The organism is Herbaspirillum sp. WGmk3 (assembly GCF_023952535.1).
GTDB lineage: Bacteria > Pseudomonadota > Gammaproteobacteria > Burkholderiales > Burkholderiaceae_D > Herbaspirillum > Herbaspirillum huttiense.
This window is the reverse complement of the sequence record NZ_JAKYWT010000001.1, coordinates 749,531-772,707: the sequence shown is the minus strand read 5'-3', so window position 1 is coordinate 772,707 and position 23,177 is coordinate 749,531. Positions and strand designations below refer to the sequence as shown.

Genomic DNA, 23,177 nt, shown 5'->3' with positions numbered 1-23,177 from the left:
CCTAAGCGCAGGCCGGCCCTCAACGGAGCCGGCTTGCCGAGGTGGATCAGACCGCCATGGGCGCGGTCAGCGGGGCGTGGTGCTGGTAGTTGACCAGCGAGAAGTCGGTCGGCTCGACCAGTTCCAGCCATTGCGGGGCGTACTCGCGGGTCCTGGCGAATTCCGGCACGCGCTCGGCGATGGCCAGTTGCGGCAGCGGATAGGGCTCGCGCGTCAACTGTTCCTTGACCATGTCGATATGGTTTTCGTAGATGTGCGCGTCACCCACGAAGTAGCTGAACCAGCGCGGCTTGTAGCCGGTCAGGCGCGCCACCAGGTGCAGCAGCGCCGCACCCTCGGCCAGGTTGAAGGGCGTGCCCAGGCCGATGTCGTTGCTGCGCACGTACAGGCAGAGCGAGATCTCGCCGGTGCTCTGGTTGGGCAGGAACTGGTACAGCAGGTGGCAGGCGGGCAGGGCGATTTCGTCCAGCACCGCGCAGTTCCAGCCGTGGAACAGGATGCGGCGGCTTCCGGGATTCTTGACGATGGTATCCAGGCACTCGCGCAACTGGTCCACGGCCTTGTAGAGCAGGACTTTTTCCACACCGTTGTCCTGCAGCGAGGAGACGATGGCAAAGCCCTTGGCACGGGCCGCGTCGATCTGTGCGGTGTGCGCAGCGTCGATCAGCTTGTAGGCCGGCCATTCGCGCCACTGCACGCCATACACCGGGCCCAGGTCATCGGTGCCGGTGCGGAACGGATTGGCCAGCCAGTCGGCGTTTTCGTTGGCGTTCTGGTCCCAGACCTTGCAGCCCAGCGCGCGGAAATCGGCCGCGCTGCGGGTGGCGCGCAGGAAGCCGCACAGTTCGCCCACCACCGACTTGAAGGCCAGGCGCTTGGTGGTCACTGCCGGAAAACCCTTCTGCAGGTCGAAGCGCATCATGGCCCCGGGAATGCTCAGGGTGCGGATGCCGGTGCGGTTGTCTTGCCAGGAGCCGTTGGTCAGCACGTCCTGGATGAGGTCTTGGTATTGTTTCATTGCAATGTTCGGGAGGCTGGCCGGGAGGCCAAAGGATGGGGGATTGTAGCCTATCGACGGCCTGAACATCGGATACCGGAACAGCTTGTCATCGCAGCAATATGAAGAAAAACACCGGAGGCGGTCGCCCGCTCCGGTGTCATCAATGGGGCCGCGCCTGCCTCAGAATCCGACGTTCTGCCCGCCCTTGAGCTGCAGCATCGCGCGCGCCTCGTCGGGCGTCGCCACCTGCAAGGAAAGCGCCTCGATCACGGTGCGGATGCGGCGCACCTGGTCGGCATTGCTTTTGGCCAGCTGGCCGGGGCCATCCCAGAGTGAATCTTCCAGCCCCACGCGGGTATGCCCGCCCATGGCGGCGGCCATGGTGGCAATCGGGATCTGGCCGCGCCCGGCACCCAGCACCGACCAGAAGTAGGCGTCGCCGAAGAGGCGGTCGGCGGTGCGCTTCATGTGCATCACGTCTTCGACATCGTTGCCGATGCCGCCGCGCAGGCCGAAGACCGACTGGATCAGGAAGGGCGGCTTGATCAATCCACGGTCGATGAAGTGTGCGGCCGTGTAGAGATGGCCGATGTCATAGCACTCGATCTCGAAGCGGGTCTGGTTGGCGCTGCAGGATTCGAGGATGTAGGCGATGTCCTTGAAGGTGTTGCGGAAGATGCGGTCATCGGAGCCGGCCAGGTAGGGCTGTTCCCAGTCGTAGTTGAAATCCTTGAAGCGGTTCAGCATTTCATACAGGCCGAAGTTCATCGAGCCCATGTTCAGGGAGGCCACTTCCGGCTTCAACTGCAAGGCCGGTTGCAGCCGCTCTTCCACCCCCATGGTCGGCGCGCCGCCCGTGGTGAGGTTGATGACCACGTTGGAGGCGGCCTTGATCTGCGGCAGGAATTTGCGGAAGGCGTCCGGATCCTGCGTCGGTTTGCCATTCTGCGGATCGCGCGCATGCAGGTGCACGATGGCGGCGCCAGCGTCGGCCGCGGCCAGGGCTTCATCGCGGATCTGCTCGGGCGTGACCGGCAGGTAGGGCGACATCGAGGGGGTATGAATGGCACCGGTAATGGCGCAGGTGATGATGACTTTGCGAGGCTGGGCCATGGGGCTAGCTCCTGAAAAGATGAAGGAAAAGGAAAGAAGGCCGTTGCGCCAGCTCAGGCCAGCGTTTCCACATTGCCGCACACCGACAGGCTCTGGCCGCTGATGGCCGCGCCCGCGGGCGAGCAGAGGAAGAGGATCTGGTTGGCAATATCCTGGGCGCTGACCATGCGCCGCAGCGAGACCTTGGAAAGCAGCCGAGCGCGCATTTCTTCATGTTCGATGCCGTAGGCCGCTGCCTTGGCCGCCACGATGCGCTCCTGGCGCGGCCCTTCGACGATACCGGGCAAGACGGCATTGACGCGGATGTTGGACGGCCCCAGTTCGATGGCCCAGGTCTCGGTCAGTCCGATGACGCCATACTTGGAAGCCGAATAGGGCGTGCGCAGTGCAAAGCCCAGCCGGCCGGCGACTGAAGAGATGTTGATGATGGCCCCGCCGCCGTTCTGCTTGAGCATCGGCACCGCACGCCGGGTGCAGAGGAAGGGGCCGGTCAGGTTGATGGCGATGGTCTGGTCCCATTCGGCCGGAGCGATGTCTTCCACCGGCAGGGTGGGTCCGGCGATGCCGGCATTGTTGACCAGCACGTCCAGCCGTCCATCCCAGCGCGAGGCCAGGTCGGCGAACATGGCATCGACTTCCTCGGGCCTGGCCACGTCAGTGCGGCTGAAACTCACCGCCGCGCCTGCCAGACGGGCATGGGCAGCGGCCAGGAAAGCCTCATTGATATCGCAGACATGCACTTGAGCGCCTGCTTTGATGAACGTTTCTGTAATTGCGAGGCCGATGCCCTGGGCACCGGCGGTGACGATGACTTTCTGGTCCTGCAGATTCAGTTCCATGGGTTTGTCTCCTGAGGGGGTCATCCGGCCCCGATGCCAGCGCTGGCTGGTCTTGTCGTGGTGGGGCGGTCGGGTGCGGACGACTGTAGTAGAGCCGGACCGGAGCGTCAACGACAGCATCCTGACCAGCGGCTGCCGATCAAATCGGCCGATTTCGCCGCCGGAGCGCATGGGAGGCGGGCTGGGGCGCAGCGGCGAGGAGGGTGGGGCGCGGGCAGGATGAACAGATTGCGCGGGCGGAGAAAAACTTTCATCAATCGCCGTGGAAGGCAGGCGGGCAGGGCGTCGCTGCCGCGCTGCATCAAAATTCACGGGAGCGTGGCAGGCTGTTGGTACAATGCCCACTTTTCGCCACTTCCCCTCTTTCACACAGGCTTATGGATATCCTTCTGTTCCTGGTCGATTTCATCGTCCACATCGACCGTCACCTGGCCGAACTGGCCGTTTCCTATGGACCCTGGCTGTTCCTGATCCTGTTCCTGATCATCTTCTGCGAAACCGGCCTGGTGGTCACGCCCATCCTGCCGGGTGATTCACTGCTGTTCGTCACCGGTGCACTGGCTGCTACCGGGGCTTATGACATCCACCTGATGCTGCTGACGCTGATCGTGGCCGCCATCCTGGGCGACAGTACCAACTACCAGATCGGCAAGATGCTGGGGATCAAGGTGTTCGACAAGCCGAACTCGCGCATCTTCAAGAAGGAATACCTGGAGAAGACCCATGCCTTCTTCGAGAAGCACGGCGGCAAGGCCATCATCATTGCCCGCTTCGCGCCCATCGTGCGCACCTTCGCACCCTTCGTGGCAGGCGTGGGTGCGATGACCTATTCTCGCTTCTTCCTCTACAACGTCATCGGCGGCATCGCCTGGGTGACCAGCTTCGGTTATGCCGGCTACTTCTTCGGCAACCTGCCCATCGTCAAGAAGAACCTGAGCCTGTTGATCGTGGCCATCGTGATCCTGTCGATCCTGCCGGGCATCATCGAGTACTTCCGCCACAAGCGCCGTCCGGGCTGATCGTCCGGCCCGACTTCGAGGCAATAAAAATGCCGGTCAGCGCTGCGCAGCGCTGACCGGCATTTTTCATTTGTTGAGCTGTCAGGCGTGGTTTAGTCCTGCTTGCCGCCATATTGCACATCCGGCCGCAACGGCGTCTTGCTGGACGCCGCCCGCACGTATTGCGGCGGCCAAGCCACGTCTTCGCGCAATTGCTGCGCGGCATGCAGTGGCCAGTAGGGATCACGCAGCAGTTCGCGCGCCAGCAGCACCAGGTCGGCCTGGCCTGTGCGCAGCACGTGCTCGGCCTGGATCGCTTCGGTAATCATGCCGACCGTGCCGGTGGCGATGCCCGTTTCGCTTTTGACACGCGCGGCAAAGCCGGTCTGGTAGCCGGGGCCGACGGGAATGGCCGCCGAGGGCAGGTTGCCGCCCGTGGAGACATCGACCAGATCGACACCCATGTCACGCAGGCGGGCCGAGAGGGCGACCGTGTCATCGGCGTTCCAGCCGCCTTCGGTCCAGTCGGTGGCCGACAGGCGCACCAGCAGCGGCAGCTCGGCTGGCCAGACGGCGCGGGTGGCTTGCACCGTTTCCAGCGGGAAGCGGATGCGGTTCTCGAAGCTGCCGCCATATTGGTCGGTACGCTTGTTGCTCAGCGGCGAGAGGAACTGGTGACCCAGGTAGCCGTGCGCACCGTGCAGTTCGATCACCTTGAAACCGGCAGCCAGCGCGCGACGGGCGGCGTCGGCAAAGGCCTGCACCAGCGAGGCGATCTCGGCCACCGTCAAGGCGTGCGGCTCGGTATAGGTCGTGTCGAAGGGCAGGGCTGAGGGTGCCTGTGGCAGCCAGCCACCCTCGGCTACCGGCACGCTGCCGGCCGGGCCATCCCAGGGGCGCAGGGCGCTGGCCTTGCGGCCGGCATGGGCCAGCTGGATGCCGGGGACGGCACCCTGCTGTTCGATGAAACGGGTAATACGGCGCAGGGGCGCGATGTGCTCATCCTTCCAGATGCCGAGGTCGGCGCTGGTGATGCGGCCTTCCGGCACGACCGCCGTGGCCTCCATGATGACCAGGCCGGCCCCGCCCACGGCGCGGCTGCCCAGATGCACCAGGTGCCAGTCGTTGACGAAGCCATCCTCGGCCGAGTACTGGCACATCGGCGAGACTGCGATGCGGTTGGGCAAGGTGACGCCGCGCAGGGTCAGCGGCGAAAACAATTGACTGCTCATGCAAGAACTCCTGTCATGTCGTGGCATCGGGACGATGCCGAGATGCGCAGTCTAGGGGATTTCCAAAAAGTGCGTCGGCGCCCCCCCGCGTATTGTCTTATTGCGTCTCGAACTGCAATGCCGCCAGGCTGGCGTAAAGCCCATCGCGGGCCACCAGTTCGGCATGAGTGCCGGTCTCGACGATGCGCCCGTGTTCCAGAACGATGATGCGGTCGGCCCGCTGCACGGTGGCCAGGCGGTGCGCGATGACCAGGGTGGTACGCCCGACCATGGCGGCTTCCAGGGCGCTTTGCACCAGGCGTTCGGATTCGGCATCCAGCGCGCTGGTGGCCTCATCCAGCAACAGCAGCGGCGGGTTCTTCAGCAGGGCGCGGGCAATGGCGATGCGCTGGCGCTGGCCGCCGGACAGACGCACGCCGCGTTCACCGAGGAAGCACTGGTAGCCGTCCGGCAGGCGTTCGATGAACTCATGGGCTGCCGCCATCTGGGCGGCGGCAATCACTTCCGCATCGCTGGCACCGGGGCGGCCGAAGCGGATGTTTTCCATCGCATTGGCCGAGAAGATCACGGTGTCCTGTGGCACGATGCCGATCGCATTGCGCAGGTCCTGCAGGGTCAGGTAGCGGATGTCCACGCCATCGAGCCGGATGCTGCCCTGCTGTGGATCGTAGAAGCGCAGCAGCAGCTGGAACAGCGTGGTCTTGCCGGCCCCCGAAGGGCCGACCACGGCGACCGTTTCTCCTGCACGCACGTCCAGCGAGAAGCCCGACAGCGATGCGCTGCCGGGTCGCGAGGGATAGTGGAAGTCCACGGCATCGATCTGCAGCGCGGCGCCATTGGCGGTGCGCGGCGGCAATTTTTCCGGCAGCAGCACGGACTGCACCGGCGACTGCGCCGCCAGCAGGTCGAGCAGGCGTTCGGTGGCACCTGCAGCGCGCTGGGTATCGCCCATCACTTCCGACAGCGCCCCCAGCGAACCCGCCACGAGGGATGCGTAAAGGATGAACTGGCCCAGTTCGCCGCCGCTCATGCTGCCTTGCATGACCGCATGCGCGCCCAGCCACAGCACGAAGACGATGGCACCGAACACCAGCAGGATCGCCACCACCGTCAGCAGCGAACGGGCGCGGATGCGGTCCATCGCGGTCTGGAAGGCGCGCTCGACGGAGTCGCCGAAGCGGCGCGCTTCGATCTCTTCATGGGTGAAGGCCTGCACGGTCGGCATGGCGTTGAGGATTTCGCCGGCCATGGCGGCGGCGTCAGCCACGCGGTCCTGCGAGGCGCGCGAGAGCTTGCGTACGCGGCGGCCATAGAACACGATGGGCAGCACCACGGCGGCCAGCATGACGATGATGATGGAGGTCAGCTTGGCACTGGTGATGAAGAGCATGCTCATGCCGCCGAGGAACAGCAGGGCATTGCGCAGGGCCATCGAAATGCTGGTGCCGACCAGGGTCTGGATGAGCGTGGTGTCGGTGGTCAGGCGCGAAAGGACTTCGCCGGTCTTGGTGGTCTCGAAGAATTCGGGACTCTGCGTCACCACGTGGGCATAGACCGCGCTGCGCAGGTCGGCCGTCACCCGTTCACCCAGCCAGGACACCATGTAGAAGCGCGCCGCAGTCGCCACCCCCAGCACGCAGGCCACGCCGAAGAGGGCCACGAAATACAGGTTGATGTGCGTGGCACTCTTGCTGCCGGCGGCCCCGAAGCCGAGGTCGATCATCTGCTTGAAGGCATACGGCACGGCCAGCGTGGCACCGGCTGCCACCAGCAGCGCCAGGCCGGCCAGCAGGAATTGCTTCTTGTAGGGGGCGAGGAAGGGAGCCAGTCCGCGCAAGGCTGCCAGGGCGGATTTGCGGGCAGTGGGGGAGTCAGGGCCGGGCGGCACGCCAGGGGCAGGTGAGTCGGTGCGGAGAGGAGTCGTGGAGGACATGGACATGGATGAGCTGTTGAGGCCGCCAGGCCAACCGGTCCGTGCATGTTGCCGCACGGTCAGAGACACTGGCCACCGCCGGAAAAATCTTGTTGCCGCGTTGAACCAACGGAGGCTGGCTTACTCGGAAGAGGCATAAGTATAGACAGTCCGCGCATGGATCGCGCGACCGCAAGCGTATCGCAATGTTGTTCGTCAGCCATTGCTTGCCTGCATCACCCTGCTAGAGTATCCGGATTCGGGCGTGGTCGGCCCGACCGGAGCAGCGCAGCAGCAGGCATCAGCATCATCCCAACCCCACACCGGCAAGGAGAGTCGCTTGGCCCAACCCGCACTGATCCCCTCCCCATGGGAGGCCGCGCCGAAAGTACGCGCACCGCACGCCGAACTGCTGGCCGGGCTCACCGCCCGCGAAGCGGTTATCTCGCCCAAGTATTTCTACGATCCGCTGGGCAGCAAGCTCTTCGAGGCCATCTGCGCCTTGCCCGAGTATTACCCTACCCGTACCGAGGCGGCCATTTTCGCCGCGCATCAGGAAGCCATCGCTGCCGCCGTCGGCCAGTCCTGTACGCTGATCGACCTGGGCGCAGGCAACTGCGTCAAGGCCGCTTCGCTGTTCGACGCGTTGCGGCCGCGCCAGTATGTGCCCGTGGATATTTCTACCGATTTCCTGCATCAGTCGGTGGCGGGTTTGCAGAAGCGCTTCCCGCAGCTGCCCATGCTGCCGCTGGCGATGGATTTCTCGGCCACGCTGGCGCTGCCGGAGACGGTGGATGCGCAGCGCCGGCTGTTCTTCTATCCCGGCTCCTCGCTGGGCAATTTCGATCCGGCCCAGGCGCTGGATTTCCTGCGCCGCGTGCGTGCAGCCCTGCCGGCCGGACCGGGTGAGGGCGGCATCCTGATCGGACTGGATCTGGTGAAGGATGCGCGTGTCCTGGAAGCGGCCTACGACGATGCCATCGGCGTGACGGCAGCGTTCAACCTCAACGTGCTCAACCACGTCAACGCCCTGGCCGGGACCGACTTTGCCCCGCGCGACTGGCGCCACGTGGCCTTCTACAACGCCCGCCAGCAGCGCATCGAAATGCATCTGGAAGCACGGCGCGACCTCATCGTGCGCTGGCCGGGCGGGCGTCGCACCTTCCACCAGGGCGAGCGCATCCATACCGAATACAGCCACAAGTTCACCGAGCAGGACATCCTCGGCCTGCTGGAAGAGGCCGGATTCGGCAATTGCCGTATGTGGTTCGATGAGCGGCGCTGGTTCGCGGTGTGCCATGCGCAGGCGCGTTGAGGAAGGTTTGGGACGCTTGCCGATGTTGATTCAATGATTCTTGCAGGAGACCGGATGCCTTCCGTCATTACCCATGATCGCGCCACCACGCACGACGACGAGCTGGCCGAGCAACCCATGGCGGTGGTCGCAGCGGCCACTGCCGCCACCATCGATGCGGTCATCGACGCCGCCGTCCAGCAGGTCAACCATCGCCCGCGCGAACGGCTGGGCGATCGCTACCGGCGTCTGCGCCGGCAGTCGCTGCTGATCGCCGAGCCGCTCTCGGCCGAGGATTGCTGCGTGCAGGCCATGCCCGATGCCAGCCCCATCAAGTGGCATCTGGCGCATACCACCTGGTTCTTCGAGACCTTCCTGCTGGAGCGTTTCCAGAGCGGCTTCACGCCTTTCCATCCGCAGTTCCGCGTGCTCTTCAATTCGTATTACGAAGGCGTCGGCGAGAAATTCCCGCGGCCGCAGCGCGGCCTGCTCACGCGGCCCTCACTGGACGACATACTGGCCTACCGCGAGCAGGTGGACGCCCGCATGTTGCTGCTGATCGATGCGCTGGAGGCCGACCCGGCCGAAGCGGGGGAGGCCCATCCGCAACTGGCGGGCTTCCTCTCCTTGCTGGAACTGGGCATGCAGCATGAGCAGCAGCACCAGGAGCTGATGCTCACCGACATCAAGATCCTGCTGTCGATGAACCCGCTGCAGCCTGCGTACCAGCCGCTGCCGATGAACCTGCAACTGGATGATCCGGCCGCGCTGGAGCTGCAGTGGCATCGCATCGAAGCCGGTGTGGTGGAGATCGGCCATGCCGGCAGCGGCTTTTGCTTCGACAACGAGACCCCGCGCCATCGCCAGTTCGTCGAGGCTTACCAGTGTGCGTCGCGGCTGGTGAACAATGCCGAATACCTGGCCTTCGTCGAGGCCGGTGGCTACGAGGACGCGGGGCTGTGGCTGTCTGAAGGCTGGGAATGGAAGAGGCAGGAGGGGCTGTCGCATCCCCTGTATTGGCGCCGTGGCGCTGATGGGCAGTGGCGCGAGTTCACCGAGTATGGCGCGCAGCCTCTGCAGCCGCATGCGGCTGCCGTGCATCTCTCGTATTACGAGGCCGATGCCTATGCCCGCTGGGCTGGTGCGCGCTTGCTGACCGAAGCCGAATGGGAACATGCCGCCGCACGCCTGCAAGGAAGCGGACGTGAATTTTTTGGCGTGGCCTGGCAGTGGACCAGCAGCAGCTATGCGCCTTACCCGGGCTTCAGCGCTGCACCGGGTGCGGTGGGTGAATACAATGGCAAATTCATGGTCAACCAGTACGTGCTGCGTGGCTCATCCTCGGCCACACCACTGAACCATGCGCGGCTGACCTATCGCAACTTTTTCCCGGCGACCGCACGCTGGCAGGTCAGCGGCATACGGCTGGCCCGCCAGGGCTGATCGGTTTTTCCAGCTTCAGTTTGTTGCCAGGGCCGCCTGGCCCTGGTCCGTGCTACGCGCAATATTTCTGAAATACGCTTGAAGTCTCAGAAGGTTTCCCACTCTTCCGATTTCTCTTCCTTGCTGCTGGCGGGTAGTGCACGTGGTGCTGGCGCAGCGGCAGGGGCGCGCACTGCCTGCGGTTTGACGGGTGCGGGCTTGCCTGGCAGGGCCGTGGCCGGTGCAGGTGCCGCGCTGCGCAGCGGTGCGGCTTGCATGACCGGTGCGGGCGCAGCGCCCCGCTCATCCAGACGGAATACGCTCACCAGTTCCAGCAGCCGCTGCGCCTGATCCTGCAAGGCCTGGGCCGCAGCGGCGGCTTCTTCCACCAGCGCGGCGTTCTGCTGGGTGGTGTTGTCCATCTGCATGATGGCCTGGTTGACCTGCTCGATGCCATCGCTCTGCTCACGCGTGGCAGCGGAAATCTCGCCGACGATGTGGCTGACCTGCTCAATGCTCTGCACCACCTCATCCATGGTGCTGCCCGCCTGCGCCACCAGTTCGGTACCGGCCGTCACTTGTCCGACGGAATCATTGATGAGTTCCTTGATCTCCTTGGCGGCTGTGGCCGAGCGTTGCGCCAGTCCGCGCACTTCCGAGGCCACCACGGCGAAGCCGCGGCCCTGCTCACCGGCGCGCGCCGCTTCCACCGCGGCATTCAGGGCCAGGATGTTGGTCTGGAAGGCGATGCCGTCGATCACCGAGATGATGTCCACGATCTTGCGCGAGGAGTCATTGATGGCCCCCATGGTCTGCACCACCTGCTTGACGGCCTGGCCGCCCTGATTGGCCACTTGCGTCGCATTGCCGGCCAGCTCGCTGGACTTGCGGGTGTGGTCGGCATTCTGCTTGACGCTGGAAGTCAGCTGTTCCAGCGAGGAGGCGGTTTCTTCGAGCGCGCTGGCCTGCTCCTCGGTGCGCGAAGAGAGGTCCAGGTTGCCGGTGGCGATCTGGGTCGAGGCGGTGACCATGGAGTCGGTACCGCGCCGCACCTCCAGCACGATGGCCTTGAGCTTCTGGTTCATGGCGGCCAGTGCCTGCAGCAGGCGTCCGGTTTCATCGGTCGAATGTGCATCGATGACCGCAGTGAGATCGCCTGCTGCCACGGTCTCGGCCACTTTCACCGCGCGGCTCAGCGGACGGGTGATGCTGCGCGAGATGGTCCAGGCGATGAAAGCGGCGAACATCGCCGCGAGCACACCGGACACCACCATGATGTTGCGCGTGGTGATGTAGGTGGCCTCGGCATCGGCGACGGACTTGTCCATCAGCTTCTGCTGCATGTCGGAGAGGTCATCGAGCTGGGCGAAATAGGTCTTTTGCAGCGGCACCATCTTTTCCAGCATCAGCTTGATGGCGGTATCTTTCTCACCGGTGGTGGCGAGCCGGTCGATCTCCTTGCGCAAAGCCGAGTAGCTCTTGCGGGTTTCGGCCACCTTGTCGAACTTGGCGCGGGCTTCGGGATTGACGATCAGACGACCCAGTTCATCGTAGAGCTTGGTGTTCTCTGCAGAGAGCGTTTCGATGGTCTTTCGCTCATTCTCTATCTGTGCCGGATCGGTCATGAATAACTGGTTGCGCACCGAGATGGCGACGTCATCGACCTTGCCGGAAATGGTGTTGATGATATTGATCTTCTTGTAGCGGTCATTGACCACCAGTTCCAGCGACTGATTGATGTCGCCCAACCGGGCCAGGCCCAGCGTGACGATGGCGGCGATCACCAGGATCAGGACCGAAAAGCCGATGGTCAGGCGCGTGGAAATGTTGAGGTTGTTGAAGCGCATGATTTTCCCCCCGAAAAATGTAGATGCGACTTGCTTGCGGATGATGTCACTGTGGTGTGTGGCCTTGAACTGGCGTGACGACCAGAAAATCTATAATAAGCCAGTTACGTGCAATGAGAACGTTTGACTCAAGTAATTTCTGCAGAGTTGTCTGGAATCAAGGAAAGCCACGGCTGGCGCGGGTTTCCGGGCGTCAACGTGGCAGCCGGACCACAGTGGCAGATGGACAAGATCAACGGCAGAGCTTGATGCAAAGTGACACGCCGTTAACGCAACAACGCCGCCCGGTAGGGCGGCGTTGCGTTCAGGAAATGGCCGGGATCGCCGGCCGGATTCCGTTTCAGGCAGCCTTGGCCTGTGCGGAGCCAGCCTGGTTGGCGCTCTCGCTGATGGCGATCTGACGGTTCACGGCAGACAGCACGGCCTTGAAGGAGGCGGTCACGATGTTGGCATCGATGCCGACACCGAAACCGGTTGGCGCTTCGTTCAGGCGCAGCTCGATGTAGCTGGCAGCCTTGGCGTCGGCACCGGCACCGATGGCGTGTTCATGGAAGTCCATCAGCTTGATGTCCAGGCCCAGCGCATGCACGAAGGCGTCAATAGGACCGTTGCCGCTGCCGCGCACGGTGACCGGCTGGCCATTGCGCACGATGTCGACTTCGATGTTGATGGACTCGGCCTTGGCGGTGTCTTCCGACATGCGGTGCGCGCGATAGACGTAGGGTTCGACGCGCTCCAGGTATTCACGCTGGAAGATGGCGTGGATGTCGGAGGCAGCGATTTCCTTGCCGGTGGCATCGGCTTCGCGCTGGATGGCGCGCGAGAACTCGATCTGCAGGCGGCGCGGCAGGGCCAGGCCATATTCCTGTTCCAGCAGGTAAGCCATGCCGCCCTTGCCGGACTGGCTGTTGACGCGGATGACGGCATCGTAGCTGCGGCCCAGGTCGGCCGGATCGATCGGCAGGTAGGGCACTTCCCAGATGGCGTCCGGCTGTTGCTTGGCGAAGCCCTTCTTGATCGCATCCTGGTGCGAGCCGGAGAAGGCCGTGAAGACCAGGTCGCCCACATACGGATGGCGCGGATGCACCGGGATCTGGTTGCACTCTTCCACCACCTGGCGCACCACGTCGATGTCGGAGAAGTCCAGGCCCGGGTTCACGCCCTGGGTGTACAGGTTCAGTGCCAGCGTAACCAGGTCGACGTTGCCGGTGCGCTCGCCGTTGCCGAACAGGCAGCCTTCGACGCGATCAGCGCCGGCCATCACGGCCAGCTCGGCCGAGGCGACGGCGGTGCCGCGGTCATTGTGCGGGTGCACCGAGATGATGGCGCTGTCGCGATGCTTCAGGTTGCGGCACATCCATTCGATCTGGTCGGCGTAGACGTTGGGGGTGGCGCACTCGACGGTGGAGGGCAGGTTCAGGATGACCTTGCGCTCTGGAGTGGCACCCCAGGTTTCGCAGACGGCATCGCAGATGTCCTTGGAGAAATCCAGTTCGGTGGTGCTGAAGGATTCCGGCGAGTATTCGAAACGCCATTCGGTACCCGGACGCGCATCGGTCAGTTCCTTGACCAGGCGGGTGCCGGTGACGGCGATGTTCTTGATCTCCTCGCGCGACATGTTGAAGACGATCTTGCGGAAGGCCGGGGCCACCGAGTTGTACAGGTGGACGATGGCCTTCTTGGCACCTTCCAGCGATTCGACGGTGCGGCGGATCAGTTCTTCGCGCGATTGGGTCAGCACGATGATGGTGACGTCATCGGGAATGCGGTTCTCGACGATGAGCTTGCGCACGAAGTCGAAATCGGTTTGCGAGGCAGAGGGGAAGCCGACTTCGATTTCCTTCAGGCCGGTCTTCAACAGCAGTTCGAAGAAGCGCAGCTTGCGCTCGGCGTTCATCGGTTCGATCAGGGCCTGGTTGCCATCGCGCAGGTCGGTGCTCATCCAGATCGGCGGCGTGTCGATGACCTTGCTGGGCCAGGTGCGATCAGGCAGGTCGATGGCAGGGAAGGGACGGTATTTGGCGGCGGGGTTGCTTAACATCATGATGGACCTCTTGGTTTCCGGATGGCGTGGAATGCTTCAGTTCAAGTACTGGAATGCTTCAGTGCGTCAGATGTGGCGGATCGGGTTGCCTGGCTGCCACGAGCGCGTGGCCAGGCAACCCTTCATAGAGCCAGAGGCGGCATCTCCCGCAGCGCGCGGCCGGCCTGCAAGGGCTGCGTGCGCTGGTTGCGGATTGTGCGGATCATCGAATGCATATGCTTCGCCTGGTGGGCAGCGACGTCGGCTTCATCATGGATGGCGCGTCACTGCCTGGTTGTACTGCGAGTACTGCTGGATTTTTTGAGGTTGCCAGATCGCGTGGAGTCAGCGGAAACGGCAGGAACTACGAATTTTAGCGCGAGGCTAGTAGTAGCGACACCGATAGCAACGCTAGCAGGGCGCTGGCGCTGTTGTGGCGGATGGAGGTGATTGCTGCGGAAGTCATCCGTGCAATGTAGAAGATCGGGCCGCCGTCTGTCAAGGGCTATCTTTTTTACAAGCGTAAAAGAAGAGCGCGCTCCAATAATTTCGTTGCTAGAATCGTCTTGTTAATAACCAGCGAGTCAGTTATTTTTGTTGCTGCTGCATCAATTCCTTGTGAGGATGGAACGCCGCCGGGTGAAAATGCTCAAAAACAAGCACTGCAGTAGTCCTTTTTCCATATAAGGCACGACGCACGTCGCGCTGGCACCAGCGCCCGTGTCTGCCACGAACAACGAACAACAGTAGGGCGACGCCTCCGCCACCCCGGGAGCGCATCGCCAGGAACCGTCATCATCCATGCAAAAACGCACCGACCTCATCGTTTGCGAAGAATGCGACGCCGTCTACCAGCGCATGGCGCTGGGTGAGCGCGAGATCGCCCGCTGCCTGCGCTGCGGTGCCGAGCTGGAGCGAGATACCGGTCGCCGCCTGCAGCATCTGCTGCCGCTGACCATCGGTGCGCTGATCCTGTTCGTGATCGCCAATACCTTCCCCATTGTCACCATCGAACTGCAGGGCTTGTCCAGCCAGACCACGCTGATCGGCGCGGTGGTGGCACTGACCCGCGATGGCATGTCGGAAGTGGCGCTGCTGGTGCTGGCGACGACCTTGCTGTTCCCGCTGATCCAGCTCGGTGTGCTGCTCTACCTGTTGCTGCCGGGAGCGCGTGATACGCGTCCGCCGGGCTTCGTGCTCCTGCTGCGCCTGATGCAGGCAGCCCGGCCCTGGGGCATGATTGAAGTCTTCATGCTGGGCGTGCTGGTGGCGCTGATCAAACTCTCCAACATGGCCGAGGTGATTCCCGGTCCGGCGCTGTGGTCCTTCGGTGGATTGACGGTGCTGCTGACAGTGGTGGTGTCCTTCAATCCACGCTATCTGTGGCACGTATGGGAACAGCAGCAAGCCGAGCAATATGGCGACCAGGAGGCTGGCGCATGAGCGTCTTCACCCGCCAGGCTGCACCGCACGTGCCCGACCTCACCCAGGAGCCGGACGAAGACCTGCCCGTGCAGGATGCCGCGTCCCTAGGCGTGATCGGCTGCCATCACTGCGGCACCGTATGGGAAGGCGCGCAGCCCCATCAAGCCTGCGGCGTGTGCCATGCACCGCTGCACGTGCGCAAGATCGACAGCCTCACCCGTACCTGGGCGCTCCTGATTGCCGCCTGCATCATGTACATCCCGGCCAACATGATGCCGGTGATGGTCACCAGTACCCTCTTCGATGAGCAGCGCGACACCATCCTTTCCGGCGTCATCTATTTCTGGACTTCCGGCGAATGGGGCCTGGCGCTGGTGGTGTTCGTGGCCAGCTTCCTGGTACCGCTGTTCAAGCTGGTGGCGCTGGGCATCCTGGTCTTCTCGGCGCGCCGCCGCAGCCGCTGGCGCCGCCTCCAGCGCGCCAAACTGTATCGCGTGGTCGAGGCCATCGGACGCTGGTCCATGCTGGATGTCTTCGTCGTCTCGGTGCTGACCGGGCTGGTCAAGATCCACGGCTTCGCCAACATCCACGCCGGCATCGGCATCGCTGCCTTCGGCGCGGTGGTGGTGCTGACCATGCTGGCCTCGCTGGCCTTCGATCCGCGCCTGATCTGGGATGAACGCCCGACCGATCCGGCTGCGGACGTCTCAAGTGAGCCTCTCCCCGAACCTGCTTCTCCCCATGACAACGCCAACAAGCCACAGGAAACCGCATGACTCCACCCGACCATTCCGATGACAAACCGGCGCTGCTGCAACCGCGCCGCGCACGCCAGCGCAACTGGCTGCCCTCGCTGGTGTGGCTCATTCCCATCGTCGCCGCCATCGTCGGGCTGACCCTGGTCGCCAAGATCCTGGTCGAACGCGGCCCGATGGTGACCGTCAGTTTCCGTTCTGCAGAAGGACTGGAAGCCGGCAAGACCAAGGTGAAATACAAGGATGTCGAAATCGGCCAGGTGCAGAGCCTGAAGCTGGCTGCCGATCGTTCGCACGTGCTGGTCGGTATTCAGCTGAACCAGGATGCCTCAGGATTCAATGCCGAGGACACGCGTTTCTGGGTGGTCCGTCCGCGCATCGCCGCCTCCGGTATTTCGGGGTTGGGCACCTTGCTCTCCGGGGCCTACATCGGCGCGGATGCCGGTGCTTCGGAAGAAACCAAGAAGAATTTCGTGGGCCTGGAACAGCCCCCCATCGTCACGCGCGATGCCTCGGGCCGCCAGTTCGTGCTGCATACCGATGACCTCGGTTCGCTCGATATCGGTTCTCCCATCTTCTATCGCCGCATCAAGGTCGGGCAGGTGGTGGCGTATGACCTCGACAGTGATGGCCGTGGCGTGACGCTGCGCATCTTCGTCAACGCGCCCTACGACAAGTTCGTCACCCAAGCTTCGCGCTTCTGGCATGCCAGCGGCTTCGACATGGAACTCAATGCCAGCGGCTTCAAGCTGCATACGCAGGCGCTGTCGACGGTGGTGCTGGGCGGCATTGCCTTCCGCGACCGCGATGAAGAGCGCGTGAGCCCCCCGGCCAAGGAGGGCAGCGAGTATCCGTTGGTAGAAGACGAAAGCACCGCCATGAAGGAACCGGACGGCGTACCACAGACCGCACTGCTGTATTTCGACCAGTCGCTGCGCGGCCTGCAACCGGGTGCTACTGTGGACTTCCGTGGCGTGGTATTGGGTGAGGTCAAGAGCATCGGGGTGGAATACGACAAGACGCGTGGTGAATTCCGCATGCCGGTGCTGGTGCAGATCTATCCGGATCGTTTGGGCCGTCGCTTCCACGAAGAGACCGGCGAGCAGCGCCGTTCCAACGCGCAGTTGTTGCGCATGCTGGTCAAGCGCGGCATGCGTGCCCAGCTGCGCAACGGCAACCTGCTCACGGGCCAGCTGTACGTGGCGATCGATTTCTTCCCCAAGGCCAAGCCGGCGCAGATCGATCCGGACAAGGTCCCGCTGGAACTGCCGACCATCCCGGGCAGCCTGGATGAATTGCAGCAGCAGCTTTCCGACATTGCCGGCAAGCTCTCCAAGGTTCCGTTCGACGAGATCGGGCGCGATCTGCAGACCACGCTCAAGACCTTGAACAAGACCCTGACCACGGCCGAGCAGACGGCGGCCCGCATCAACAACGACATCGCACCGGAGATGCAGGCCGCGATGAAGGATGCGCGCAAGACCTTGAATGCGGCCGAGCGCACGCTGTCGGACGACGCGCCGCTGCAGTCGGATATTCGCCAGACCATGCAGGAGCTGAGCAAGGCCGCGGCCTCGATCCGTATCCTTACCGATTACCTGCAACAGCATCCGGAATCGCTGATCCGGGGCAAACAGGAGCCATGATGCAAGACAAGACTTCGTTCTCCCTCAAGACCCTGACGGTGGCCGCACTGGCCACAGCACTGCTGGCTGCCTGCGGCAGTTCGCCGCCGACGCAGTTCTACACGCTGGCTGTGCCGGCCGATGGTGCCGCCGCGCGCACGGCCAGCCAGGGACCGCAGACCTTCATCGAAGTGATGCCGGTATCGGTGCCGGAGCGCCTGGCGCGTCCGCAACTGGTGGTGCGCAGCGATGCCACGCGGGTGGAGGTGCTGGAGCAAGACCGCTGGTCCTCGCCCTTCAACAATGAGTTGCGCGATGCATTGGCAGCGGGCGTGGCGGCAAGGCTGGGAGCCATCGACGTCTCGCGAGGCGGCCGACCGGCGGACCAGGCCAGCTATCGCATCAACGTGGAACTGCGCGATTTCGACGCCGCCCGCAACGGCCAGGTCCAGGCCAGCTTCGGCTGGACCATCACGCGCTCGGATGACCGCCGCGGGACGGCCTGCCGCCTGACCGTGGTGGAACGGGTGGGTGGCGGCGCCAATGCCGACGTCGTCGCGGCCACGCAGAAGGCGGTGGGGCAGGCGGTGCAGGCGATTGCCGATAATGTTCGAGCTTTGCAGGCAGGACAGGGTGGGCAGTGCGCAAGTTGAACGAGCACATTCTGTAGCACCAAAGAAAAAGCCGCTTCCTTGGAAGCGGCTTTTCAACATCAGGACAGCTTGCAGCGATCAGCGATCGCCGTAGGAGCGGCGCGGGCCGTCGGCGCGGAAGCCGCCGCCATTGCCCTTGTAGCCACCACCGCCGCCGCCTTCGCGACGCGGGCCGTTGCCGGCCGGCTTGGCGCCGCCGAAGCTGCGGCCTTCGCGGTTGCCACCGAAGCCACCTTCACGATTGCCGCCGAAGCCGCCTTCGCGATGGCCGCCTTCACGGTTGCCACCGAAACCGCCTTCGCGATGACCGCCGCCTTCGCGGTTGCCAGCACCGAAGCGCGGGCCGCTGTTGCTGCGGCCATCACCCGGACGCCAGCCGCCCGGCTTGCGCGGGCTGCGCGGTGCAGCCGACTTCTTCGGCTCGAAACCTTCGACCACATCCACCGGAATGGTCTGCTTGGTGAAGCGCTCGATGCGCTTGACCTGCATGCCTTCGGCGTGATTGACCAGCGAGATCGCCACGCCATTGCGGCCGGCACGGCCGGTACGGCCGATACGGTGCACGTAGTCTTCAGCGAACTTGGGCAGGTCGTAGTTGAACACGTGGGTGATGCCCGGCACGTCGATGCCGCGCGCTGCCACGTCGGTAGCCACCAGCATGCGCACCTGGCCGCGGCGCAGGCTGTTCAGGGTACGGTTGCGGGCACCCTGGTGCATGTCGCCATGCAGGGCGGCCGCCGCGAAACCGGCGATGTTCAGGCGATCGGCGATGGTGTCGGCGTCACGCTTGGTGGCGGTGAAGATCACGGCCTGGTCGATGCTGGTGTCGCGCAGCAGGTGGTCCAGCAGGCGGTTCTTGTGCGACAGGTCATCCACGAAGTGCACGCGCTGCATGATGTTTTCATGACGGGTTGACGAGCTGGCGATCTGGATGGTCAGCGGGTTGTTGGTGATGCGCTTGGCCATGTTGCCGACGACGCCGTCCAGCGTGGCCGAGAACAGCATGGTCTGGCGGCTGGCCGGGGTCGCGGCGACAATCTTTTCGATGTCGTCGATGAAGCCCATGTCCAGCATGCGGTCGGCTTCGTCCAGCACCAGGATCTGCAGCTGCGAGAAGTCGATCTTGCCCGACTCCATGTGGTCGATCAGACGGCCCGGGGTCGCCACCAGGATTTCCGGATTGCGCGACAGCAGTTGCATCTGCTTCGGATAAGGCATGCCGCCCAGAATGGACACCACGCGCACACGGCGCATGTAGGCACCGTACTTGTCAGTGGCGGTGGTCACTTGCAGGGCCAGTTCGCGGGTCGGGGTCAGCACCAGCATCTTCGGCTGTGCCGGCTGGTAACGCGGACGCTCGCCACGGGCACGGGTAGCCTGGCGTTCCTGGTTGGGGGTACGGGCTGCTTGCGGTGCCTGCGGCAGGTCTGCCAGCTGGTGCAGCGAAGGCAGCATGAAAGCGGCGGTCTTGCCCGAGCCGGTCTGCGAGGACACCAGCAGATCCTGGCCGCTGATGGCGGCGGGGATGGCCTTTTCCTGGACCGGGGTCGGGGAGGTATAGCCTGCTTCGGTCAGGGCTTTGATGATCGAAGGGTTCAGGCCGAGTGCTTCAAAAGTCATAATCTCTTTCGTGAAAGTGAACGCCAGGCACGAGACGGGCGCACGAAAGCGCGCCGGACATCGAGTGCCTGAACGAAAAAAAGCAACGCCAACCGACGAAATGACTATGAAAAATACAAAGAAATTTCGGCACAAAAGCTTTGCGCCGGGACGGCATCATCAAGGGATGCCAGGGGCGGGGGGCTTTTACTGGGAACTTGTCGTAATGACAGGTAAGGCTTGCGAAGCTGCTTGGGCAAATACGGCTGGAAACGCTGCAGGACAGATTTCACGTCCGATTCGCCTGTGCATTGGTTATTGCAATGCACAAGGCGAATCATACCCTAAAACATCGAAATTAGCACGAGGCTATTTCGAGAAACTGTCTCTTTATTGTGGGGGACGCTTGCTTAATCCGGCAATTACTCTGCCATTCCGCCCACGACGCGGGAGAAGCCACCGTCCACGTAAGTGATTTCGCCGGTGATGCCCGAGGCCAGGTCGGAGAGCAGGAAGGCCGAGGCATTGCCCACGTCTTCGATGGTGACGTTGCGGCGCAGCGGGGCGGTGGCGGCCACGGCGCCCAGGATCTTGCCGAAGCCCTTGATACCGCTGGCGGCCAGGGTCTTGATGGGGCCGGCGGAGACGCCATTGACGCGCACGCCCTTGGGACCCAGCGATTCAGCCAGGTAGCGCACCGAGGCTTCCAGCGAGGCCTTGGCCAGGCCCATGGTGTTGTAGTTGGGCACGACGCGCTCCGAACCCAGGTAGGTCAGGGTCAGCAGGGCGGCGTTGGACGACAGCAGCGGCATGGCCGCCTTGGCCATGGCCGGGAAGCTGTAGGCGGAGATATCGTGGGCGATCTTGAAACCTTCGCGCGAGAAACCTTCCAGGAAGTCGCCGGCAATGGCTTCAGAGGGGGCAAAGCCGATGGCGTGCACCAGGCCGTCGAGCTGGGTCCAGGACTTGCCGAGATCGGCGAACAGGGCATTGATCTGCTCATCGCTGCCAACGTCGCAGTCGAAGATCAGCTTGCTGTCGAATTCTTCGGCGAACTTGGTGATGCGGTCCTTGAAGCGTTCACCGACATAGGTGAAGGCCAGTTCAGCGCCTTCGCGCTTGCACGCCTGGGCGATGCCGTAGGCGATGGAACGGTTGGACAGCAAGCCGGTGATCAGGATTTTTTTGCCTTGCAGAAATGCCATGTTGACTCCGTAGGGTCCGCCGCGTGCGGTGCGCCTCTGGCTGGCAGAAGCAGGCGCGGCGCGGCCGGTAAGTAATAGCGGCAGCGCGCGGGGCGGCAGCCGGGATGGGACAGACCCGGATTGTAGGGGCTAGCGGCAGGCGGGGCAACCTTTGCGGCGCTGGCCGGGCCTCAGGAATCGGGTGCGGCTGCATTTGTTAAGTTGCTTTAATTGCTTCCCTGTAATCGCTGCTCTCTTTACAATGCCCCGACACGGAAATCGTTTCCCGATCCCGTCCTGCAGGCTGCAGGCAGTCGGCCAGAGCCCACAGGCGCGGGACTTGCTTGCCCCCGAGACATCACCGCCCACGAGAGTGCAGACAGACAACCGCATGGTCCCGCCCCTGAAGACAGCCAAGATTTTCCTCTCCTGCCTGCTGGCCGCCGCCCTGGCCCAGGGCACCCCGGCCGCCGCCGAGCCCGCCTTTTCCCTGTATGACACCCCCAAGTACGGGCCCGGCTTCACCCATTTCGACTACGTCAATCCGGATGCGCCCCGGCGCGGCACGCTGTACCTGGCCAATCCGGACCGCCGCACCAGTTTCGACAAGTTCAATCCCATGTCGATGAAGGGCGTGGCCGCCGCCAACGTCGACCAGTTGATGTTCGAGACCCTGGCCGTTTCCTCAGGCGACGAGGTGGCCACCGTCTATGGTCTCCTGGCCGACGACATGAAGCTGGCAGCAGATCGCATGTCGATGACCTTCCACCTCAATCCCAAGGCGCGCTTCAACAATGGCGACAAGGTCACTGCCGAGGATGTGAAGTATTCCTTCGATACCCTGATCGCCAAGGGCGCGCCGCAATACAAATCGATCTTTGCCGATGTGAAGGGCTGCGTGGTGGTCGATGCCGCGACGGTGCGCTTCGATTTCGCCAGCAACAACCATGAGTTGCCGCTGATCGTCTCCAGCGTGCCGGTCTTCTCAAAGAAGTGGGCCCAGGGCACGCCCTTCGACCAGATCCAGCTGACGCCGCCCATCAGCACCGGTCCCTACCTGATCGAAAGCTACGACACCGGCCGCAGCATCATCTACAAGCGCAATCCGGACTACTGGGGCAAGGATGTCCCGGCCCGGCGCGGCATGTTCAACTTCGAGCGCATCGTCTACCGTTTCTACAAGGATGACCTGGCGCGGCTGGAAGCCTTCAAGGCTGGCGAGTTCGACGTGGTGGTGGAATACAGCGCCAAGAACTGGGCACGCAGCTACACCGGCCCGCAGTTCCGCGACGGCCGCATCGTCAAGAAGGAATTCAAGCATTCCAACGGCGCCGGCATGCAGGGCTTCGTGATGAACCTGCGGCGCGACCAGTTCAAGGACGTGCGGGTGCGCCAGGCCATCGGGCTGGCGCTGGATTATGAATGGATGAACCGCCAGCTGTTCTACGGCCAGTACACGCGCATCTACTCCTTCTTCAACAACAGCCAGCTGGCGGCCACCGGTGAACCGCAGGGCGATGAGCTGGCCTTGCTGAAGTCGCTGCAGGCCAAGGGCCTGAAGGTCGATCCGGCCGTCTTCGGACCGGCACCGGTTCCGCCCTCGACCAATCCGCCATCTTCCTTGCGCGCCAACCTGCGCCAGGCGCGCGAACTGCTGGCCCAGGCCGGCTGGGTCTATCGCGACGGGGCCGTGCGCAATGCCCAGGGCGTGCCGCTGTCCTTCGAGATCCTCGATGACCAGAGTTCGATGTCGCGCGTCATCAGCGTCTTTGCGCGCAACCTGCGTACGCTGGGCATCGACGTGGTCCAGCGCAGTGCCGACTACGCGCTGGTGGCCAAGCGCATGGAAGACTTCGATTTCGACATGACCAGCGTGCGCTTCCCCGATACCAGCAGCCCCGGCAACGAACTGTTCGACATGTTTGGTTCGCGCGCGGCGGACGAAAAGGGCTCCAACAATGCCTGGGGCCTGAAGGACCCGGTGGTGGACCAGCTGGTGCAGACGGTGGTGGCCGCCGATACGCGGGTCAAGCTCACCGCTGCGGCCCGCGCCCTGGACCGCGTGCTGCTGCACAAGTACATCGTGGTGCCGCACTGGTATTCCTCCACGCACCGCATCGCCTACCAGAACCGCTTCGGCATTCCGGCAGTGGCCCCGCTGTATTACCAGGCCGATCCCTACGTGATCGGCACCTGGTGGGAGGAGAAGGCGCGATGAGACAACAGATGAATGAAAAGACCAAGACCCGCGCCGCG

At 63.6% G+C, this 23,177-nt stretch carries 17 protein-coding genes; 8 read left to right on the top strand and 9 right to left on the bottom strand.

Features of this window, described 5'->3' with window-relative positions:
* Positions 1-46: 46 nt before the first annotated feature.
* The 3 genes from MKD49_RS03275 to MKD49_RS03265 all read right to left on the bottom strand — a co-directional run bounded on the left by MKD49_RS03275 (position 47) and on the right by MKD49_RS03265 (position 2,952).
* Positions 47-1,018 carry a thymidylate synthase gene (locus MKD49_RS03275; protein ID WP_034330222.1) on the bottom strand — a complete coding sequence of 324 codons (972 nt, stop codon included), beginning with the start codon at positions 1,016-1,018 and terminating at the stop codon, positions 47-49.
* A gap of 162 nt (positions 1,019-1,180) precedes the next feature.
* A complete protein-coding gene (locus MKD49_RS03270) occupies positions 1,181-2,113 on the bottom strand; it encodes a 3-keto-5-aminohexanoate cleavage protein (protein WP_134223076.1) in 933 nt (310 codons plus the stop codon).
* Between the two features lie 53 nt (positions 2,114-2,166).
* Entirely contained in the window at positions 2,167-2,952 is a 786-nt protein-coding gene (locus MKD49_RS03265; RefSeq protein ID WP_252695441.1) for an SDR family oxidoreductase, read from the bottom strand.
* Between the two features lie 377 nt (positions 2,953-3,329).
* On the opposite strand from MKD49_RS03265, the gene MKD49_RS03260 reads away from it, so the two are divergent.
* Positions 3,330-3,971 carry a DedA family protein gene (locus tag MKD49_RS03260; protein ID WP_252695440.1) on the top strand — a complete coding sequence of 214 codons (642 nt, stop codon included), beginning with the start codon at positions 3,330-3,332 and terminating at the stop codon, positions 3,969-3,971.
* 92 nt (positions 3,972-4,063) lie between these two features.
* Here MKD49_RS03260 and MKD49_RS03255 read toward each other — a convergent pair whose 3' ends face one another.
* Positions 4,064-5,182, bottom strand: a complete 1,119-nt coding sequence (locus tag MKD49_RS03255) for an NADH:flavin oxidoreductase/NADH oxidase (RefSeq protein WP_252695439.1) — start codon at positions 5,180-5,182, stop codon at positions 4,064-4,066.
* Between the two features lie 97 nt (positions 5,183-5,279).
* A complete protein-coding gene (locus MKD49_RS03250) occupies positions 5,280-7,121 on the bottom strand; it encodes an ABC transporter transmembrane domain-containing protein (protein WP_252695438.1) in 1,842 nt (613 codons plus the stop codon).
* A 313-nt stretch (positions 7,122-7,434) separates the two neighbouring features.
* On the opposite strand from MKD49_RS03250, the gene egtD reads away from it, so the two are divergent.
* Positions 7,435-8,409, top strand: coding sequence for an L-histidine N(alpha)-methyltransferase (gene egtD / locus MKD49_RS03245; RefSeq protein ID WP_252695437.1), 975 nt, complete (start codon positions 7,435-7,437; stop codon positions 8,407-8,409).
* A gap of 54 nt (positions 8,410-8,463) precedes the next feature.
* Positions 8,464-9,831: an ergothioneine biosynthesis protein EgtB gene (gene egtB, locus MKD49_RS03240; RefSeq protein ID WP_252695436.1), complete on the top strand. Its 1,368-nt coding sequence runs from the start codon at positions 8,464-8,466 to the stop codon at positions 9,829-9,831.
* Between the two features lie 86 nt (positions 9,832-9,917).
* Here the strand turns inward: egtB and MKD49_RS03235 are convergent, their stop codons facing one another.
* Entirely contained in the window at positions 9,918-11,657 is a 1,740-nt protein-coding gene (locus tag MKD49_RS03235) for a methyl-accepting chemotaxis protein (protein ID WP_252695435.1), read from the bottom strand.
* Between the two features lie 340 nt (positions 11,658-11,997).
* Entirely contained in the window at positions 11,998-13,701 is a 1,704-nt protein-coding gene (gene leuA / locus MKD49_RS03230) for a 2-isopropylmalate synthase (RefSeq protein ID WP_134137503.1), read from the bottom strand.
* Between the two features lie 780 nt (positions 13,702-14,481).
* On the opposite strand from leuA, the gene MKD49_RS03225 reads away from it, so the two are divergent.
* The 4 genes from MKD49_RS03225 to MKD49_RS03210 are packed head-to-tail and all read left to right on the top strand — an operon-like array spanning position 14,482 to position 18,138.
* Complete coding sequence (locus MKD49_RS03225; protein WP_034332325.1) at positions 14,482-15,123, top strand: paraquat-inducible protein A; 642 nt, start codon at positions 14,482-14,484, stop codon at positions 15,121-15,123.
* Positions 15,120-15,881: a paraquat-inducible protein A gene (locus tag MKD49_RS03220; RefSeq protein ID WP_051156264.1), complete on the top strand. Its 762-nt coding sequence runs from the start codon at positions 15,120-15,122 to the stop codon at positions 15,879-15,881. Before MKD49_RS03225 ends, MKD49_RS03220 begins: the two co-directional genes overlap by 4 nt.
* The gene (locus MKD49_RS03215) at positions 15,878-17,506 is read left to right on the top strand and encodes an intermembrane transport protein PqiB (protein WP_134137500.1); all 1,629 of its coding nucleotides are present in this window, start codon (positions 15,878-15,880) and stop codon (positions 17,504-17,506) included. Before MKD49_RS03220 ends, MKD49_RS03215 begins: the two co-directional genes overlap by 4 nt.
* Positions 17,503-18,138, top strand: a complete 636-nt coding sequence (locus MKD49_RS03210; RefSeq protein WP_252695434.1) for a membrane integrity-associated transporter subunit PqiC — start codon at positions 17,503-17,505, stop codon at positions 18,136-18,138. The genes MKD49_RS03215 and MKD49_RS03210 overlap by 4 nt, the downstream gene beginning before the upstream one ends.
* Positions 18,139-18,216: 78 nt before the next feature.
* On the opposite strand, the gene MKD49_RS03205 is transcribed toward MKD49_RS03210, so the two are convergent.
* Together MKD49_RS03205 and fabI are read right to left on the bottom strand one after the other, a co-directional pair.
* Positions 18,217-19,758 (bottom strand): DEAD/DEAH box helicase, encoded by a 1,542-nt coding sequence (locus tag MKD49_RS03205; protein ID WP_252695433.1) that lies wholly within the window; start codon positions 19,756-19,758, stop codon positions 18,217-18,219.
* 401 nt (positions 19,759-20,159) lie between these two features.
* The gene (gene fabI / locus MKD49_RS03200) at positions 20,160-20,942 is read right to left on the bottom strand and encodes an enoyl-ACP reductase FabI (protein WP_039784497.1); all 783 of its coding nucleotides are present in this window, start codon (positions 20,940-20,942) and stop codon (positions 20,160-20,162) included.
* Positions 20,943-21,312: 370 nt separating this feature from the next.
* On the opposite strand from fabI, the gene MKD49_RS03195 reads away from it, so the two are divergent.
* Positions 21,313-23,139, top strand: coding sequence for an extracellular solute-binding protein (locus tag MKD49_RS03195; RefSeq protein ID WP_252695432.1), 1,827 nt, complete (start codon positions 21,313-21,315; stop codon positions 23,137-23,139).
* The last annotated feature ends 38 nt before the right edge of the window (positions 23,140-23,177 follow it).